Origin of the sequence: Thiomonas sp. SCN 64-16, from assembly GCF_001725585.1 — a bacterium.
Lineage (GTDB): Bacteria > Pseudomonadota > Gammaproteobacteria > Burkholderiales > Burkholderiaceae_C > Thiomonas > Thiomonas arsenitoxydans.
In genome coordinates, this window is the sequence record NZ_MEGQ01000004.1 from 61,520 (window position 1) to 74,974 (window position 13,455).

General features: G+C 64.5%; 13 protein-coding genes. 8 read left to right on the plus strand and 5 right to left on the minus strand.

All coding sequences use genetic code 11. The features are described from left to right. Positions 1-12 precede the first annotated feature (12 nt). Entirely contained in the window at positions 13-1,506 is a 1,494-nt protein-coding gene (locus tag ABT24_RS02115; protein ID WP_276728088.1) for an NAD-dependent succinate-semialdehyde dehydrogenase, read from the minus strand. A 114-nt stretch (positions 1,507-1,620) separates the two neighbouring features. Here ABT24_RS02115 and alaS point away from each other — a divergent pair, with 114 nt between their 5' ends. Genes alaS through ABT24_RS02135 form a run of 4 tightly spaced genes read left to right on the plus strand, consistent with a single transcriptional unit; the run spans position 1,621 to position 6,709 of the window. Then, positions 1,621-4,374, plus strand: a complete 2,754-nt coding sequence (gene alaS / locus ABT24_RS02120) for an alanine--tRNA ligase (RefSeq protein WP_276728091.1) — start codon at positions 1,621-1,623, stop codon at positions 4,372-4,374. A 15-nt stretch (positions 4,375-4,389) separates the two neighbouring features. Then, entirely contained in the window at positions 4,390-5,589 is a 1,200-nt protein-coding gene (coaBC, locus tag ABT24_RS02125; protein ID WP_276728094.1) for a bifunctional phosphopantothenoylcysteine decarboxylase/phosphopantothenate--cysteine ligase CoaBC, read from the plus strand. Between the two features lie 53 nt (positions 5,590-5,642). Next, on the plus strand, positions 5,643-6,098 hold the full coding sequence (gene dut / locus ABT24_RS02130; RefSeq protein WP_276728097.1) for a dUTP diphosphatase: 456 nt from the start codon (positions 5,643-5,645) through the stop codon (positions 6,096-6,098). 26 nt (positions 6,099-6,124) lie between these two features. Further along, on the plus strand, positions 6,125-6,709 hold the full coding sequence (locus tag ABT24_RS02135) for a DUF2062 domain-containing protein (protein ID WP_156053269.1): 585 nt from the start codon (positions 6,125-6,127) through the stop codon (positions 6,707-6,709). 30 nt (positions 6,710-6,739) lie between these two features. On the opposite strand, the gene ABT24_RS02140 is transcribed toward ABT24_RS02135, so the two are convergent. Continuing rightward, positions 6,740-7,246 carry an FKBP-type peptidyl-prolyl cis-trans isomerase gene (locus ABT24_RS02140; RefSeq protein WP_013105072.1) on the minus strand — a complete coding sequence of 169 codons (507 nt, stop codon included), beginning with the start codon at positions 7,244-7,246 and terminating at the stop codon, positions 6,740-6,742. 74 nt (positions 7,247-7,320) lie between these two features. Between ABT24_RS02140 and ABT24_RS02145 the strand changes: the two genes are divergently transcribed. The 3 genes from ABT24_RS02145 (at position 7,321) to ABT24_RS02155 (ending at position 9,397) form a co-directional block, all read left to right on the plus strand. Then, positions 7,321-8,472 (plus strand): JmjC domain-containing protein, encoded by a 1,152-nt coding sequence (locus ABT24_RS02145; protein WP_286737302.1) that lies wholly within the window; start codon positions 7,321-7,323, stop codon positions 8,470-8,472. A 20-nt stretch (positions 8,473-8,492) separates the two neighbouring features. Next, positions 8,493-8,981: a DUF7931 domain-containing protein gene (locus ABT24_RS02150; protein ID WP_276708615.1), complete on the plus strand. Its 489-nt coding sequence runs from the start codon at positions 8,493-8,495 to the stop codon at positions 8,979-8,981. Positions 8,982-9,163: 182 nt separating this feature from the next. Next, positions 9,164-9,397: a hypothetical protein gene (locus ABT24_RS02155; protein ID WP_079668456.1), complete on the plus strand. Its 234-nt coding sequence runs from the start codon at positions 9,164-9,166 to the stop codon at positions 9,395-9,397. 105 nt (positions 9,398-9,502) lie between these two features. Here the strand turns inward: ABT24_RS02155 and bamC are convergent, their stop codons facing one another. The 3 genes from bamC to ABT24_RS02170 are packed head-to-tail and all read right to left on the minus strand — an operon-like array spanning position 9,503 to position 12,205. Continuing rightward, on the minus strand, positions 9,503-10,651 hold the full coding sequence (gene bamC, locus ABT24_RS02160) for an NlpB/DapX family lipoprotein (protein ID WP_276708614.1): 1,149 nt from the start codon (positions 10,649-10,651) through the stop codon (positions 9,503-9,505). Positions 10,652-10,707: 56 nt separating this feature from the next. Next, complete coding sequence (dapA, locus tag ABT24_RS02165) at positions 10,708-11,610, minus strand: 4-hydroxy-tetrahydrodipicolinate synthase (RefSeq protein ID WP_276728104.1); 903 nt, start codon at positions 11,608-11,610, stop codon at positions 10,708-10,710. A 31-nt stretch (positions 11,611-11,641) separates the two neighbouring features. After that, a complete protein-coding gene (locus tag ABT24_RS02170; RefSeq protein WP_276728106.1) occupies positions 11,642-12,205 on the minus strand; it encodes a class I SAM-dependent methyltransferase in 564 nt (187 codons plus the stop codon). 125 nt (positions 12,206-12,330) lie between these two features. Between ABT24_RS02170 and galE the strand changes: the two genes are divergently transcribed. After that, the gene (galE, locus tag ABT24_RS02175; RefSeq protein WP_276728109.1) at positions 12,331-13,353 is read left to right on the plus strand and encodes a UDP-glucose 4-epimerase GalE; all 1,023 of its coding nucleotides are present in this window, start codon (positions 12,331-12,333) and stop codon (positions 13,351-13,353) included. The last annotated feature ends 102 nt before the right edge of the window (positions 13,354-13,455 follow it).

The window sequence follows — 13,455 nt, forward strand, 5'->3', positions numbered from 1 at the left end:
AAAGTCTCTGGATTACTTGTTCAAATCACCCAGGCAGAGATATTTCATTTCGACATATTCGTCGATGCCGTGATGCGAGCCTTCGCGGCCCAGGCCGGACTGTTTTACGCCGCCGAAGGGGGCGACTTCGTTGGACATCAGGCCGGTGTTGATGCCCACCATGCCGTATTCGAGTTCCTCGGCCACGCGGAAGATGCGGCCGACGTCGCGGCTGAAGAAGTAGGCGGCCAGGCCGAATTCGGTGGCGTTGGCCGCGGCGATGGCCTCGGCTTCGGTTTTGAAGCGGAACACCGGCGCCACCGGGCCGAAGGTTTCCTCTCTAGCGCAGAGCATGTCGCTGGTCACATCGGCCAGTACGGTGGCCTGGAAGAACCGTCCGGCATGGGGGCCGGTCTCCACCCGCTTGCCGCCCACCACCATGCGCGCGCCCTTGGAGGTGGCGTCGCTGATGTGCTTCTCGACCTTGGCCAGCGCCTGATCGTCGATCAGCGGGCCCAGATTCACGCCTTCATCGAAGCCGCTGCCGATTTTCAGGCTGCCCACGGCCTGCGCCAGACGCTCGACGAAACGGTCGTAGATGCCGTCCTGCACATACAGCCGGTTGGCGCAGACGCAGGTCTGGCCGGCGTTGCGGTACTTGCTCGCCATGGCGCCTTCGATGGCCGAGTCGAGATCGGCATCGTCGAACACGATGAAGGGCGCGTTACCGCCAAGTTCTAGCGACAGCTTCTTGATACTGGGCGCCGACTGCGCCATGAGAATGCGGCCGACCTCGGTGGAGCCGGTGAACGACAGATGACGCACCACCTTTGATGCGCACAGCAGCTTGCCGATGGCGATCGACCCTTCGGCGTCGGCGGTGAGCACGTTGAGCACGCCGCGCGGAATACCGGCGCGGTGGGCCAGTTCGGCTGCGGCCAGCGCGGTCAGCGGCGTCTGTTCGGCGGGCTTGATGACCACGGGGCAGCCGGCGGCCAGTGCGGGCGCGACCTTGCGGGTGATCATGGCCAGCGGGAAATTCCACGGCGTGATCGCGGCGCAGACGCCGACGGGCTGCTTGAGGACGAGCAGGCGCTTGGTGGCGTCCGGGCTGGGAATGGTTTCTCCGTAAACCCGCTTGGCTTCTTCGGCGAACCATTCCACAAAGCTGGCGCCGTAGAGCACTTCGCCCTTGGCCTCGGCCAGCGGCTTGCCCTGTTCGGCGGTCATCAGCCGGGCCAGGTCGTCGGCGTTGGCCACGAGCAGATCGAACCACTTGCGCAGGATGGCGGCGCGCTGCTTGGCCGGCAGGGCGCGCCAGGCGGGCCAGGCTGCATCTGCGGCGTCGATGGCGAGCTGCGCGTGCATCGGCTCCAGCGCGGGCACCTGCGCCAGTTCGGCATTGGTGGCCGGGTCGGTGACCGCGAAGCGGCGGGCGGAATCGATCCACTGGCCATCGATATAGGCCTGGGTCTTGAACAGCGTGGGGTCTTTGAGCAGGGACAGCGGATTGGCGGGCCGGTTCATGGAAGCTCCGGTTGGGGTGAACGGGGATAGGTTGTAAGCCCTAAAATCTAACCTTTTGCATGATCGTGCGCCAGAGCCAGTTCCGCGCCCGTGCCACAGCCACTTACCCGCCCCATGAACGTCTCCGACATCCGCGAAAAATTTCTGGCCTATTTTGAGTCGCAGGGTTCCACCCGTGTGGCGTCTTCCTCGCTCGTGCCGGGTAACGACCCCACCCTGCTGTTCACCAATTCGGGCATGGTGCAGTTCAAGGACGTGTTCCTCGGGCAGGACCAGCGTCCCTACAAGCGCGCCACCACGGCGCAGCGCTGCGTGCGCGCCGGCGGCAAGCACAACGATCTGGAGAACGTGGGCTACACCGCGCGGCATCACACCTTCTTCGAGATGCTGGGCAACTTCAGCTTCGGCGACTACTTCAAGCGCGAAGCCATCCGCTACGCCTGGGAGTTGCTCACCACGGTCTATAAGCTCCCGGCCGAGAAGCTATGGGTGACGGTGTATGCAGAAGACGACGAGGCCCACGACATCTGGGCCAAGGAAGTCGGCGTGCCGGTCGAGCGCATCATCCGCATTGGCGACAACAAAGGCGCCCGCTACGCCTCCGACAACTTCTGGCAGATGGCCGATACCGGCCCCTGCGGGCCCTGCAGCGAGATTTTCTACGACCACGGCCCCGAGATCTGGGGTGGCCCACCCGGCTCGGCCGAAGAAGACGGCGACCGTTACATCGAGATCTGGAACCTGGTGTTCATGCAGTTCGAGCGCTATGCCGCTGGCGAGGAGCGCTTCGAGACCGAACATCAGGCCACCGCGCGCAAACAGGCCGTCGAGGCCGAGGGCGGCATCGGTCTGGTGAGCAAGGATGGCGAAGGCTACAAGCTGGCCGTCTTCCGCCAGAAGCCCCTGCCCAAGCCCTGCGTGGATACCGGCATGGGCCTGGAGCGCATTGCCGCGGTGCTGCAGCATGTCCACAGCAATTACGAAATCGACCTGTTTCAGGCCCTCATCAAGGCCGCTGCGCGCGAGACCGCGACCGCCGATCTGGGACATGCCTCGCTCAAGGTCATCGCCGACCACATCCGCGCCTGTGCTTTTCTCATCGTCGATGGCGTGATTCCGGGCAACGAAGGGCGTGGCTATGTTCTGCGGCGCATCAACCGCCGCGCCATCCGCCACGGTTACAAGCTGGGCGTGCGCCAGCCGTTCTTCTACAAAATGGTGCCCGATCTGGTGGCGCAGATGGGCGCGGCCTATCCCGAGCTGGCCGAGGCGCAAGGCCGCGTGGCCGAAGTGCTGCAGGCGGAAGAAGCGCGCTTTTTCGAGACCATCGAACATGGCATGGGCGTGCTCGACACCGAACTGGCTGCGCTGCGCGCTGCGGGCGGTAATTTGCTGGCCGGTGAACTCGCCTTCAAACTGCACGACACCTTCGGCTTCCCGCTCGACCTCACGCAAGACGTTTGCCGCGAGCATGGGGTCAAGGTCGACGAAGCCGCTTTCGACGCCGCCATGGCCCGCCAGCGCGAGCAGGCGCGCGCAGCGGGTAAGTTCAAGATGCAGGCCGCGCTCGACTACGTCGGCGACAAGACCCGCTTCGACGGTTACGAGCATCTGCTGGTGAAGGAGGCGCGCGTGGTCGCGCTCTACAAGGATGGCACTTCGGTGCCAACCTTGCAGGCCGGTGACCCAGGCGTGGTCGTGCTCGACCGCACGCCGTTCTACGCCGAATCCGGCGGGCAGGTGGGCGACAGCGGTGTGCTGTTCGAGGGCGACTCCTGCGATCTGCGCTTTGTCGTGCACGATACGCAAAAGCTGCAGGCCGATGTGTTCGGCCACCACGGCACGCTCGAGTCGGGCAGCCTCAAAGTGGGCGAAATCGTGGCCGCGCAGGTGGACGGCGAGCGCCGTCAGGCGGTCATGCGCAACCACAGTGTGACCCACCTGATGCACAAGGCGCTGCGTCTGGTGCTGGGCGATCATGTGCAGCAAAAGGGCTCGCTGGTCGATGCCGACAAGACCCGCTTCGACTTCGCCCACGACGCGCCGATGAGCGACGACGAGATCGCCCGAGTCGAACGCCTGGTGAATGAGGAAATTCTGGCCAATGCCGCAACCCAAGCCCGCGTGATGCCCATCGACGAGGCCAAGGGGCTGGGTGCGATGATGCTGTTCGGCGAGAAGTACGGCGACACCGTGCGGGTGCTCGACATCGGCACCTCGCGCGAGCTCTGTGGTGGCACCCATGTGGCGCGCACCGGCGACATCGGGCTGTTCAAGATCGTGTTTGAAGGCGGTGTGGCCGCGGGCATCCGCCGGGTGGAGGCCATCACCGGCCTGAATGCGCTGGCCTTTGTGCAGAAGCAGAACGCGCTGGTCGCGCGGCTGTCGCGCACCCTGAAGGCGCCGGCCGAGGAGTCTGCGGCCAAGGTCGAGCAACTGTTAGAGCAGCTGCGCCAGCTCGAAAAAGACCTGGCCCAGCTCAAGGCGCAGCAGGCCGCCGCTCAGGGCGACGCCCTGGTGTCGCAGGCCATCACCATGGGCAGCACGGCCGTGCTGCTGGCGCGCATGGACGGGCTGGACGCCAAGGGCTTGCGCGAAGCGGTGGACCGCATCAAGTCCAAACTCAAGACGGCCGTGGTGCTGCTGGCAAGCGCCGAGGGCGACAAGGTGCAGCTCGCCGCAGGAGTGAGCGCTGACCGCGTGGGTCAGATCAAGGCCGGCGACTTGGTCAGTGCCGCGGCGCAGGCCGTGGGCGGCAAGGGCGGCGGTCGGCCGGACTTCGCCATGGCTGGCGGCACGCAACCCGAGCGAATCGACGCCGCGCTGGCCCAGGCCAAGAGCCTGCTGCAACAGCGCCTCGGCGCCTGATCGCACGGAGTGCCGATGGATCTGCAGGGCAAACACATCGTTCTCGCCGTCACCGGCGGAGTCGCGGCTTACAAGGCGGCCGAGTTGACGCGGCTGCTGGTCCAGGCGGGGGCGACGGTGCAGGTCGTACTGACGGCTGCGGGTGCGCGCTTTGTCGGCGCCGCGACCTTCCAGGCGCTCACCGGTCGGCCGGTGTTCGATGACCTGTGGGATACCCGCGTGGGCAACGGCATGGCGCATATCGAGCTGACGCGCGCCGCCGATCTCGTGGTCGTCGCGCCAGCTACGGCGAATGTGCTCGCGCAGGCGGCGGGTGGCTTGTCGGACGATCTGCTTTCCACCCTGCTGCTGGCGTCCAACAAACCCGTGCTGTTCGCCCCGGCGATGAACCGCGAGATGTGGGGTCATCCGGCCACGCAGCGCAACGTCGCCCGGCTGCGCGAAGACGGCGCACTGATCAGCGGCCCGGCCGCGGGCGAGCAGGCCTGCGGCGAGGTCGGCGAAGGCCGCATGGTCGAACCCGAAGAGCTGTTGCAAGACATCGTCGCCGCGTTTCAGCCCAAATTGTTCAAAGGCCGCACCGTGCTGGTCACCGCCGGCCCCACCTTCGAGGCTATCGACCCGGTGCGGGGCCTGACCAACCGCTCCAGCGGCAAGATGGGCTACGCCGTGGCCCGGGCGGCGCGTGAGGCCGGGGCGCGCGTGGTGCTGGTCAGCGGCCCGACCGCACTGCCCGCGCCGCATGGCGTGCAGCGGGTGGACGTGACCAGCGCGCAGGAGATGTTCGACGCGGTGATGGCGCAGGTTGGCGCCGCGCAGGTGTTCATCGCCACCGCGGCCGTGGCCGACTGGCGGCCTGCACAGGTTCAAGCGCAGAAACAGAAAAAGCGCGAAGGCGAGGGCGCTCCGACCATTGCCTTGCAGGCCAACCCGGACATTCTCGCCACGGTAGCCGCTTTGCCGCAGCCGCCGTTCTGCGTGGGCTTTGCCGCCGAGAGCGAAAAACTGGCGGAACACGCCGCAGCCAAACGTGTGCGCAAGAATGTGCCGCTGCTGGTGGGCAATCTCGGGTCGGACACTTTCGGCCGCGACGACAACCGGCTGGAACTGTTCGACGCTACCGGTCATCACCCTCTGGGCAGCGGCGACAAGCTCGTGCTGGCGCGCAAGCTCATTAATGAGATCGCGGCCCGGCTTGAACGTGCTGGCCTCTGAGCGGTCTGCGCCGCCCTCCGCGATTCAATCGCTTCATCCACCAAGGAATCCTCTTGTCTCATCACCGCATCGCCGTCCGCCTTCTCGATAACCGTCTGCGCGAGCAGCTTCCCGCCTACGCCAGCCCAGGCAGCGCGGGCATGGATCTGCGCGCCTGCATCGACGCCCCGCTGACCCTGCAACCGGGGCAGGCCGAGCTCATTCCCACCGGCCTGTCCATGCACATCGGCGACTGCGGCCTGTGCGCCATGCTGCTGCCGCGCTCCGGCCTGGGACACAAGCATGGCGTGGTGCTGGGCAATCTGGTCGGGCTGATCGATTCCGACTATCAAGGCCCGCTGATGGTGAGCTGCTGGAACCGCGGCAGCGCGGCCTACACCGTGCAACCGATGGAACGCATCGCGCAGATGGTCATCGTGCCGGTGGTGCAGGCGCAGTGGGAGGTGGTGGAGCACTTCGACGCCACCGAGCGCGGCGCCGGGGGCTTTGGCTCCACCGGCGCGCACTGATCCGCGCAAACCCATAGGGCTGTGACATGGCGCGTCGCTGGGCCAAGCTGCTGGTACGCAAGTTCGAGGTGATGCAAAGCAGCCCGTGGCTGCGTCCCTTCGCCAAATACATTGCGCACCCGGCGCTGTGGAGCCTGAACCGCCGCAGCGTGGCGCTGGCGGTGGCGGCGGGCATGATCGGCGGCTTGATTCCTGGCCCGTTCCAGATGCTCACCGCGGGCATTCTGGCTGTGATGGTGCGCTGCAACTTTCCCATCGCTCTGGTGGTGACGCTCTACAGCAATCCGCTCACCATCGTGCCGCTCTACCTCGTGGCCTACAAGCTCGGCGTGCTGGTCAGCCCCGCGCATGCTGCGCACAGGCTCACCGCGCCGCCCGATTTCGACTGGCTGCACCTCTGGGATTCGACCGTCGCGCTGGCGCACTGGGCCTGGAATCTGGGCACGCCGCTGTTCGTCGGCGTGCCGCTGCTGGCGCTCATTCTGGCCGTTGCCGGTTATTTCATCACCCTGTTCGGTTGGAGTTTGCACCTGCGGCTGGAATGGCGCGCGCGCAAAAAAGCGCGGCTGGCGCGCGAAGCGGCCAGCGCGCAGCAGAAAAACCGAGAATGAATTGAATACCGGCGGGGTTTACCGCGAGGTTTATTTCTCGCCGGGGAGAAACAGCCCTGCATCAGCCGAATCGAGCAGCGCGCTCTGCGCCTCGATTTCGTCGGGATCGGCTTCGCGCACGTCGAGCACGGTGTATTCGATCCGCAGCGCCATACCGGCCAGCGGATGGTTGCCGTCGAGCAGCACCTTGTCGTCGTGAATTTCGGTCACGGTGTAGAAGGCATCGGCATCGCCCGGCGAGCAGCCCTCGGGCAATTGCTCGAACATCATGCCCTCTTCGAGTTCGGCGGGAAACAGCTTGCGGTCTTCGACCAGCAGCAAGTCGGCGTCGTAGTCGCCGAACGCATCTTCGGGCTGCAGGTAGATGTCGCCCTTGTCGCCCACGCCCATGCCCAGCATCTGCTCGGCCATGCGCGGCAGCAGATCGTCGCCGCCGACATAGAAGTCGTCGCCTTCGGCGTTTTCGTCGATCAACTCGCCTTGCGAGTCTGTCATGCGCCAGGACAGGGTGGCGACAAGGCCTTCGGTAATTTTCATGGTTATGCTCACTGGAGTTTGAATATGGAAACGGGGAACGACCAAAAGTTCGCCCGCATTGGAACATGACAAAGATGTCAACTGCGACGCTTCATTGGGGGGCCTTCACCGAAGCCCGCTTTCTGCGCGAAATCTGGCAGCGTAAACCGCTGCTGCTGCGCCAGGCCTTTCCGGGCTTCAAGCCCCTGCTCAGCCGGGCGCAACTGTTTGCTCTGGCCGGGCAGGACGATGTCGAATCGCGCCTGTTGCAGCGCGCGGGCCGACGCTGGCAGCTCGATCACGGGCCTTTTTCGCGCAAGCAGCTTCCGCCCGTCGAACAGCGCAACTGGACGCTGCTGGTTCAGGGGGTGAACCTGCACGTCGATGCCGCAGGCGATTTGCTGCGGCAATTCCGCTTCATTCCCGACGCGCGGCTCGACGATCTGATGATTTCGTGGGCCAGCGAGGGCGGCGGCGTTGGGCCGCACCAAGATGCTTACGACGTATTCCTGCTGCAAGCCGCCGGACGGCGGCGCTGGCGCATCGGTCCGGTGGAAGACGCCACGCTACAACCCGGCAAACCGGTCAAGCTGCTGGCGAAATTCACGCCCGAGGAAGACCTGATCCTCGAACCCGGCGACATGCTTTATCTGCCCCCTGGCTGGGGCCACGACGGCATCGCGGCCAGCGGCGATTGCATGACTTACTCAGTGGGCTTTCGCGCGCCGCCGCAGGGCGAGTTGCTCAAGGAAGTGCTGTGGCAACTGGCGGAAGCGCAGCAAGGCGGCGCGATCTACCGCGATCCGCCGCTGCGCTCGGGGGCGTCTCCCGCGCTGCTTCCTGCGGCCATGGTGAGGTTTGCCCGCGAGGCTTTCAGCCGCCTCAAACCCGACGCTGCGATGTTCGAGAACGTGCTCGGTCTCTATCTCACCACCCCCAAGCCCCAGGTCTGGTTCGAAAGCGTCGAAACCCCTGCAGCTACATTGCGCCGCGCGTGTCGGCAGACGGGTTGTCGGCTCAATCGCCGCAGCAAAATGCTCTACACCGCGCAGGCGCTGTTCCTCAATGGAGAGGCGGTGGAAGCTGCATTGGCGTCCTCCGCGTTGCTGCGCCAACTGGCCGATCAGCAAAACCTGAGCGCTGCGCAGGTTCAGACGGCGACTTCGGCAGAGCTGGCCGCCTTGGCCGACTGGTGCGCCATCGGCTGGTTGCAGCCGGGCTGTTCGGCCGAGAGTTTGCCCTGGTAGCAGATTCAGGTGATATTCAGATGACACCGCCCGGCCAAGACCTGCCCTTCGAGACGCGCACTCAAGCCTATGCGGCCCTCGGCGCGCTGGTGGCCGATCATGGAGCGAGTCTTTACTGTTTCAGCGCCGACTATCGCGCCTGGCCGTTGAATCAGCCCGCGTTCATCCAGCAACTGGAGCAATGGGCGCTGCGCGATGCCAGACGTCTCGATGCCCTGCGGTTTTTGGCGCTGGACTGGAGCCAGGTGAGAGGCCGTTTTCCGCGCTTCGCCGCGTTCCGCCGCGACTTTGCTCACCTGGTGAGTTGTCGCCAGATTGCCGAAACGGGCGCTCGCGGATTAGTCGAAATGGCAGGATCGCCTCGCTGCGCCGTCTATGCACATACCGCGACATGGATGTCGGGTGAGACCTTGCAGACGGCTGCGCGTGTGCACGCCTTGCGCATGCGTTTCGACGAGGTCTGGGAGCAGGCCACCCCGGCATTTCCTGCGGTGATTCTGGGTTTGTGACAATTTTGCAACACGGCAATTCGGAACCTTGAAATTGCAACACGGGGATAACCCGAAGTCCCACTATACTTATGCGCTGAACTTGATATGCAAACCGGTTCTGGTTGCGATTGGGTTCAATCAGGACGGTAAAGAATTTTTTCGGGCCAACCCCCATTTTGACTGACGCTTAGAGGAAAGTAATGAAAAAGTCCCTTCTGCTGGCATCCATGATCGCCGCTCTCGCCCTGGCCGCTTGCGGTAAAAAAGAAGAAGCCGCTCCGGCTGCTTCGGCTCCCGCTGCTGCCTCTGCCCCCGCTGCTGCCTCGGCTCCGGCCTCGGCACCTGCTGCTGCTTCGGCTCCCGCTGCTGCTTCGGCTCCCGCCGCTGCTTCGGCCCCGGCTGCTGCTGCATCTGGCGCCAGCGCTGCCAAGTAATTTCTTTGCAGACGCAAAAAAGCCGGCGCAAGCCGGCTTTTTTGTGGTCTAAATTTTGGCCGACCATAGCCCTCTAGTGGGCCATGGTCTTGGGTGACTTACGACTTACTGAATCTGCTGTTGCAGGATTTGCAGGATCTTGCGCGCGTCGTCGGTCCGCAGCGGCTTGCCCTCAAGCGTCTGCACGGTCACCACGGTTTGTGTCCCGGCGTTTTGCAGGGCAATGCGGTAGTCGGCCGGTTTGGGCTCGCTTTCCTTTTTGCCGAACAGCTTGCCGAAAAATCCCGTGCTGTCCTGCGAGGCCTTGAGCGCGGCTTCAGCACTGATGTAGCGCACATCGAAGCGGCCTTCTGCGCGGTTGCGTTCAATCACGGTGAAGCCTGCAGTATTGATCGCCAGGCTGACCTTACGCCAAGCGGTTTCGAAGCCGTCTTGTAATTGCAGCGCCAGGCCGTCGTCCACGAGTTTTGAGGCCACGGGTTGGGCCAGTTGCACCGGATTTTCGATGCGTTGTTTCGCCGCCTCCTCGCTCAGACCCAGGGTGACCATGAGTTTGCGCAAAAAGATGGTGTTGAGCCCCGGATCGGGTGTTGCGGGCTCCCAGGCCGTGGTCGATTTGTCGTTGGAGTTGTAGACCTCTTTCATCGTCTGGTGGGTGATGTAGATCTGCGTGCCCTTGCCGTCGGGTGTGCGCTCGAACACCGTGCGGAAGCGGTCGCGCGTGCCGGTGTCGTACAGGCTGTCGAACACCTTGCCGAGATACTTGCGGATGAAGTCCTGCGGCAGTTTGGCCCGGTTTTCCGCCCAGTCGGTCTCCATCACGCCGGTTGTGGCATCAGCCTGGGTGAGATAGAAGCCGTTTTCCTGCCAGAAACCTTTGACTTTTTCCCAGAGTTGATCGGGGCTGGAGTCGACCACCAGCCAGCGTTGACCGCCCGCCTGGTCGATGCGCATGCCCGGGTATTGCGGCAAAACAGTGTTGGTCTTGGCGACTTGCTCGGCGGTTTGCACTCCCTTGTCGTAAGCGAGCGCGCTCACCGGGGCATTGGGGCTGCCCGGAACGACGTATTGCTCTTGTCGCGCCAGTTGGGTGAGGTCGGGCGGCACTTCGAGCGGATTGCCCTGTTTGGCGCTTTCGTAGTCCACTCCCTTGCCCTGAACAACGGTGTTCAGGGATGAGCAGCCGCTGAGGAAGGCGCCGGCGCTCAGGGCAATGGCCAAGGCGCTCAACCGCCAGTGATTGGATAGGTTCATACGCAAGAAGGTCTCGGAGATGCGAAGGGGTGAATGGGGAAAATCAGTGAACGAAATCAGTGAACCACCGGCAGGCCCAGCGCTTGCAGGGCCGCGCGCAACGGGGCGTGAAAGGTCGGTTGCAAGGGGGTCAGGGGTAGTCGCAGGCCCGAGTCGATGCGACCCATAAGGCGCAGTGCTTCCTTGACGGGTATGGGGTTGGGCTCGCAGAACAGTAGCTGATTGAGCTCGATGAGCTCGAAATGCAGTTTGCTGGCCAGCGCGGCGTTGCCCGCCATCGCGGCCGTGCACAGTTGGTGCATGCGGCGTGGAACGACGTTGGCCGACACGCTGATGTTGCCGTGCCCGCCCAGCAGCATCAGCGCCACGGCGGTCGGGTCGTCGCCGGAGTAGATGGCAAACGAAGACGGAGCGCGCCGAATGAGCTGTGCGGCGCGGTCGATGTTGCCTGAGGCCTCTTTGACGCCGATGATGCCGGGCACCTGGGCGAGACGCAGGGCAGTGTCCACCTGCATATCGGCCACGGTGCGGCCCGGCACGTTGTAGAGCACCACGGGGATGTCGATCGCCTCGGCGATGGCGGTGAAATGCGCCACCATGCCGTCTTGCGTGGGACGGTTGTAGTAGGGCACGACGCTGAGCACACAATCGGCCCCGACTTCCTGGCAGCGCTTGGAGAGCTCGATGGCTTCGCTGGTGGAGTTGGCACCGGCGCCGGCCATAACGGGCACGCGGCCAGCCGCCTGTTGGACCACCGTGCGCACGATTTCGATGTGCTCGTCCACCGGCAGGGTGGGAGATTCGCCCGTGGTGCCGCAGGGGCTGATGCAGTCGGTGCCTTGTTCGATGTGCCAGTCGACCAGCTTGCGCAGCGCGGGGTAGTCCACGCTGCCATCGGAGTGCATAGGGGTCACCAGGGCGACGATGCTGCCGCGGATGACCAGAGGTTGGGAGGACATTGGTCTGCGTGTGCTGCTTGTGAGCTGCCTGTCAAATGGGAAGATTGTATCGGTCTGCCGCGCTGGCGTTGGGCGCTTCGCGCACGGCGGCGATGCGCTGCACATACGCGGGGCGAGGCGCTTGGACAAAGCCGTCTTCGAAGGCCAGTACGCGCAGCGCCGGGCGCACCGCGTCGAGCAACTCGCCGGGGCGCAGCAAGAAATCAGGATTCGACGGCTTGCCCACGCTGGCTTGTCCAAGGGCGAAGGTTTCGTAGAACAGAAAGCCGCCGGGGGCGACCGCTTCCACGATGCGCGGCAGCAAAGGGCGCCAGAGATAGTTGGTCACGACCACCGCATCGAAAGTTTGTTCGCCGTAGGGCCACGGACCGGCTTCCAGGTCGGCCACCTGTACCTGCGCCAGATCGCGCAGCCCGGCGAGGGCTTCAGCGTTGCGATCCACCGCAAACACCGTATGGCCGCGCTGCCGCAGCCAGCCCACATGGCGGCCTCCGCCGCAAGCGACGTCGAGCACCCTGCCGCCCGCGCGCAGCAGCGAGGCATGGCGGACTATCCAGGGGGAAGGTGGGGCGTCGTTGCGGGCTTCTGGGGTCATGGCGCAGCATCGTAACGGGGCGCCCGCGTGAATGATGCGCGTGCGATGCGCGTGCCTCATGTTGACAAGGCAGAATAGGGGAAACCCTTCTCCCTTCCATTCCTCGACTTTCACCGCAAAACGACATGACCACAGCCACCATCCTCGTCACCGGCGGCGCCGGCTACATCGGCTCGCACACCTGCGTCGCCCTCATCGAAGCGGGTTACATCCCGGTGGTGTACGACAACCTGTGCAACAGCAGTGCCGAGTCGCTGGCGCGGGTGGAGCGCATCACCGGCAAGCGCCCTGCATTCGTGCAGGCCGACATCCGCGATACGGCGCGGCTCGACGCCGTGTTCGAGCAGCACAAGATCGACGCCGTGATCCACTTCGCCGGACTGAAGGCGGTGGGTGAGTCGGTGGAAAAACCGCTGATTTACTACGACAACAACGTCGGCGGCACGGTGGTTTTGCTCGAGGCGATGCAACGCGCCAAGGTGCACAACCTCATCTTCTCGTCGTCGGCCACGGTCTATGGCGATCCGGCCTCAACGCCCATTCGCGAAGACTTTCCGCTCAGCGCGACCAATGCCTACGGCCGCAGCAAACTGATGATCGAAGAAATTCTCGGCGATCTGCACCGGGCCGAACCGCATTGGCGCATCGCCCGTTTGCGCTATTTCAACCCGGTGGGTGCGCACGAAAGCGGGCTCATCGGCGAAGACCCGCGCGGCATTCCCAACAACCTCATGCCCTACATCACCCAGGTGGCGGTGGGCCGCCTGCAGAAGCTGCGGGTGTTCGGCGGCGACTGGCCTACGGTGGACGGCAGCGGCGTGCGCGACTACATCCATGTCATGGATCTGGCGGAGGGGCACGTGGCAGCGCTACGTTATCTGTTAGGCCATGAGGGCATGTTGACCGTCAACCTCGGCACCGGCCAAGGCTACTCGGTGCTGCAGATGGTGCAGGCCTTCGGCAAGAGCATCGGCCGCGATCTGCCGTATGAAATCGTGGCGCGCCGCCCGGGCGACATCGCCGAATGCTGGGCCGATCCGGCGGCGGCGAAAGCCCTTCTGGGCTGGAGCGCCAAACGCGGGCTCGACACCATCTGCGCCGACGCCTGGCGCTGGCAGCAGGGCAACCCGGAAGGCTATGGCGCTTGAGTGCTGCGACTGACTGACTGACCGATCTCTCGTTTTATTGATGCCCTGCGCTTGCACCGGTTTGCCGCCGGGCGCTATGGTTAACCCTGAACCAACAGACTG

What these genes read in the sequence shown, in the direction of transcription:
- ABT24_RS02115 (WP_276728088.1), bottom strand. Translation starts at nt 1,506, where the DNA reads ATGAACCGGCCCGCCAATCCGCTGTCCCTGCTCAAAGACCCCACGCTG.
- alaS (WP_276728091.1), top strand. Translation starts at nt 1,621, where the DNA reads ATGAACGTCTCCGACATCCGCGAAAAATTTCTGGCCTATTTTGAGTCG.
- coaBC (WP_276728094.1), top strand. Translation starts at nt 4,390, where the DNA reads ATGGATCTGCAGGGCAAACACATCGTTCTCGCCGTCACCGGCGGAGTC.
- ABT24_RS02135 (WP_156053269.1), top strand. Translation starts at nt 6,125, where the DNA reads ATGGCGCGTCGCTGGGCCAAGCTGCTGGTACGCAAGTTCGAGGTGATG.
- ABT24_RS02140 (WP_013105072.1), bottom strand. Translation starts at nt 7,246, where the DNA reads ATGAAAATTACCGAAGGCCTTGTCGCCACCCTGTCCTGGCGCATGACA.
- ABT24_RS02145 (WP_286737302.1), top strand. Translation starts at nt 7,321, where the DNA reads ATGTCAACTGCGACGCTTCATTGGGGGGCCTTCACCGAAGCCCGCTTT.
- ABT24_RS02150 (WP_276708615.1), top strand. Translation starts at nt 8,493, where the DNA reads ATGACACCGCCCGGCCAAGACCTGCCCTTCGAGACGCGCACTCAAGCC.
- ABT24_RS02155 (WP_079668456.1), top strand. Translation starts at nt 9,164, where the DNA reads ATGAAAAAGTCCCTTCTGCTGGCATCCATGATCGCCGCTCTCGCCCTG.
- bamC (WP_276708614.1), bottom strand. Translation starts at nt 10,651, where the DNA reads ATGAACCTATCCAATCACTGGCGGTTGAGCGCCTTGGCCATTGCCCTG.
- dapA (WP_276728104.1), bottom strand. Translation starts at nt 11,610, where the DNA reads ATGTCCTCCCAACCTCTGGTCATCCGCGGCAGCATCGTCGCCCTGGTG.
- ABT24_RS02170 (WP_276728106.1), bottom strand. Translation starts at nt 12,205, where the DNA reads ATGACCCCAGAAGCCCGCAACGACGCCCCACCTTCCCCCTGGATAGTC.
- galE (WP_276728109.1), top strand. Translation starts at nt 12,331, where the DNA reads ATGACCACAGCCACCATCCTCGTCACCGGCGGCGCCGGCTACATCGGC.